This window comes from Planktothrix sp. FACHB-1355 (assembly GCF_014748295.1).
Taxonomy (GTDB): domain Bacteria; phylum Cyanobacteriota; class Cyanobacteriia; order Cyanobacteriales; family Aerosakkonemataceae; genus Aerosakkonema; species Aerosakkonema funiforme_A.
On the sequence record NZ_JACJUP010000702.1, the window covers coordinates 1 to 3,738 of the forward strand.

Consider the following 3,738-nt stretch of genomic DNA (forward strand, 5'->3'; position numbering starts at 1 on the left):
GCTGTGCGAAGGCACTCCTGCAAGTGCCTTAACAAAAGTTCATACAGTGTCGATTACTTTTGTCCGACTACTTAACTTCCCGCCGCCAAGTTCAACTTTAAGGTTTCTGCTGCTTCTCCATAGTTATCATCAATTGGATTAAGGATGAGATCGACAAAAGTTTGTCCGTCGGGAATAGTTAAAGTGCGAGTTGTTCCCGTACCGGAAATATTGCCGCCATTGGTGACGCTGAAGCTGTAGTCAACTGGGAAAGTGCCGCCTGTATTGCTTGTTACTGTGCTGCTGGGGTCGATGTTTAGATTTACAGTCAAATCGCCAGTGTTGGCAGTACCGCGACTGATGCGGTAAGTGCCTGTGTTACTGGCTGTTTCGTCAGCGTTGGCATCTGTAACTGTAAGGCTGATGGTAGTTAGGGAGTATTCAAAAGCACCGATATCAACGGCAGTACCGAAAATGCGGGGGTAGCCTGTACCTCGCTGATCGGTTGTGATGCCTGCGGGAACGCTAGCATTATTACCAGCATCAATAGCGGGACTGCCAGCAATTAGGGCGTGGGTTAAAGTGGAACCGCCATTATTAGCTAGGGTGGGATCGAGTACGCTGGCGGCAGTAACACCTGTAATATCGCTACCAAAACCGCTGCTGCTGCCAACATTCCCAATTATGTTGGCATTATTGCTGGTGAAAGTTCCCGAAACGTCCGCGTCAGTGGTGGCAGTGTTTCCAATGACGATCGAGTTTTTGACGGTAACAGTACCGCTTTCCACAAAAATTCCGCCACCAGTACTGGAATTGGCTGTGTTATTAAAAATCGTGCTGTTGACAATATTTAATTTTGCGGAATTACGGTTGCGGATAGCGCCGCCTTGACCGTTACCAATACCGCTGCCGTTATGAATGTTGCCGCTAATGGTGGTATTGGTTAGGTTTAATGTGGCACTCGCGCCATCGTTTTCGATCGCACCTCCCCCATCAACACTCCCGCCATCACCTTGGGCAGTGTTATTAGTGATAGTGCTATTTTGGATATTCATGGTGCCAAAATTGGCAATAGCACCGCCATCATCACCAGCAGCGTTGTTGCGTAGGGTGCTGTTGTTGATATTGACGATACCGCTAATGTTGGATATGGCACCAGCATCAGGTGCGGCACCAGTCGTAGAACCAGTGACGTTTCCATTTTCAAGGGTGACGTCGTTGAGAGTTAGTTTGCCTGAAGCTCCTCCAATCGTAAACAAACGGAAGGTTGTTGAGGCGCTGTTGTCTCGTGCGATCGTCGCGCCGTTGCCGTTGATGGTAATTTCAGAAGTAATTACCGGGAGACCGCTATTTCCCCAGTCGATACCGCTAAAGTAGTTGTATGTACCTGATGTTAGGGTGTAAGTACCAGCAGCTAAGTTAATCGTGTCAGCACCAACGTAAGCACCCGACTCGCTATTAGCATCATTAATTGCTTGAATTAATTCGGTAACGTTAGTGACGTTTATTGTAGTTCCCAAAACAGCGTTATAAGCTTCCATCACCCCAACTTGAAATGCTAGGGGTGCTTCAATTAGTCCGCTCTTAACTTCTAAATCCCAGTCCCCGTCAAGTGCAGCACTTCCGGTCAAGTCGTCGGATGCGGCAACATCTGCACCCGTTAATTCACTGAGTTGTTGTACAAATGCGATACCGTTGTCTCCGGCGGCAACATCGCAGCCGTAGAGAAAGATATCTCCATTAATACTTAGGGAATTCCGCCACTGTTGCAGCTGATTCGCGTATAGGTGGAGATTTTGCTCGTTCAATTGCGAGTTGCCAAATTGCAAGCTGCCGGGACTGCCGTGGGATATTATGTGAACTGCATTTATATTGTGGCGATCGGCTAAAATATCACTGATTTGATTTATTTCATCCCCCGTAGGATAGATAATAATTACATCGGTTCCCGGTGCAACTGCCGCAGCAAGGCTTTGATAGTCGGGAACTGTCGAATCAATGAAAACTATAGAGTTTGGCTGGCTGCTGGTATTGATGTTGTCTGGCATAGCGAAACCTTTTATCGACAAATTCCCGACACAAATAATAATTATTTCTATCAATTTAAAGATAAAAATTCCGCAATGCCGTTCCAGAACTTAGCAAAAGTTTATGAAATCTTGATAACTTACTTATAAGTATGTAATTGTACTGATTTACGAATTTAAATAATTCCCAAGATATAGCCGATCGCACATACCCAGGAGAGCAAAACTTAGGCAAATTTGAGCGTCGCAGCTTTCCGGATTCCTTCAACTTCCACTATTACCGACAACATTTGCGATTCGTTAACATTAAACGTTACCCAAATATCCAGTTCGCCTTGCGGACGTTTGGGTAAATCATAAATGCCGATCGTACCTATAAAGGTGTTGTTTTTCACGCTTGCATCGCACCCTTGGTAAATGTTAATATCAAGGCTTGTTTGATAGTCAGATGTGGTGCTGAAAACCTGAGTTTGTTGGCATGGGGTTTTGCGGTTAGCAGCTATCAGCGGGTAGAATTCTTTCTCTTTGATTTCGACACCGAGAGCGTGACTGGTGCGCGTGCGAATTTCAATATTTCTACCAAAAACTTCCGGGTTATCTAAATAAGCTGCATATATAGCTGCACCTTCTGCCACGCACAACCAAGGGTTAGTATTTTGATACACTTTTACCGCGCCAATAATGTCGCTGACTAACGATTTTATGCAGGGAATTTTGCTAGAACCGCCTACAAGAATGACGCGATCGACTTGCTGAGGCTGCATATTTGTTGTCGCCCACAATCGCTCCATTACGCGCTCAATTTTATCTATATAAGTTTGAATGCAACCCTCAAATTCCGAGCGCGTTACGATAGTATCTATATGTCTACCAGGAATAACATCAGTCACAGTAATGTACTCGGTTTGGGTAGCACTTAAAGTATGTTTTGCTTCTATAACTTGCTCCAAAATCTTCTGTCTGGCTTTGCGTTCTTCCAAATCAGTTAAACCATCTAGAGTTAAATCGGCTTTTTCGAGCAAAAATTGAAATAAACATTCATCAAAATCCATACCGCCAAGTCTGTCGTCGCCACCCGTAGCCAACACTTCAAAAAGCAGCTTTTCTGGCGATTTTTCCAGTCGGAATAAGGTCAGATCGAAAGTACCTCCACCCAAGTCGAATACCAGAATATTTTCGGCAAATTTTTTGGCATTGCTAGATTGCACAATCTGCCAAGCGTAAGCGAGAGAAGCGGCAATTGGTTCTTGAATTAAACCGATACAGTTAATATTAGCAAGTTCGGCTGCTTTGCTGGTATTTTCGCATTGGTGCGCTTTGAAATAATAAGGTACTGTCACAACTGTAGCGCGACTGCGAAAAAGATTGGTTGGGCATTTTTCGGCTACATCTTTGTATAATCTCTCTAATATTCTCGCAGATAATTCTATTGGTGAAAATGCTTGTCCGGCGAGGACAATTTTTTGAGAAGCATCATCCATATAACGTTTGATACCGATTGCCATATTTTCTGGATAAATCAAACCTCTCCTGAAGGCAACTTTCCCCACTAAAAGTTCGTTTGTTTTGGGATCGAGGTAAACAACGGATTGCAGGGTATCTTCGCCAGTACGAGTTTGATATACTCTTGGCCCATGCCCATCCCAGCGTGCGATCGCACTAAACGTAGTCCCCAAATCAATCCCCAGAACTGGATTTAGATCGTTGTCAAAAAGCATATGTCGATTTTGGA

2 protein-coding genes are annotated in these 3,738 nt (G+C 44.5%); both read right to left on the minus strand.

What is annotated here, in order from left to right:
* Positions 1–71 precede the first annotated feature (71 nt).
* On the minus strand, positions 72–2,027 hold the full coding sequence (locus tag H6S82_RS23350; protein WP_190475869.1) for a DUF4347 domain-containing protein: 1,956 nt from the start codon (positions 2,025–2,027) through the stop codon (positions 72–74).
* 206 nt (positions 2,028–2,233) lie between these two features.
* On the minus strand, positions 2,234–3,738 hold a 1,505-nt coding region (locus H6S82_RS23355), incomplete at its 5' end, for an Hsp70 family protein (protein WP_206756887.1).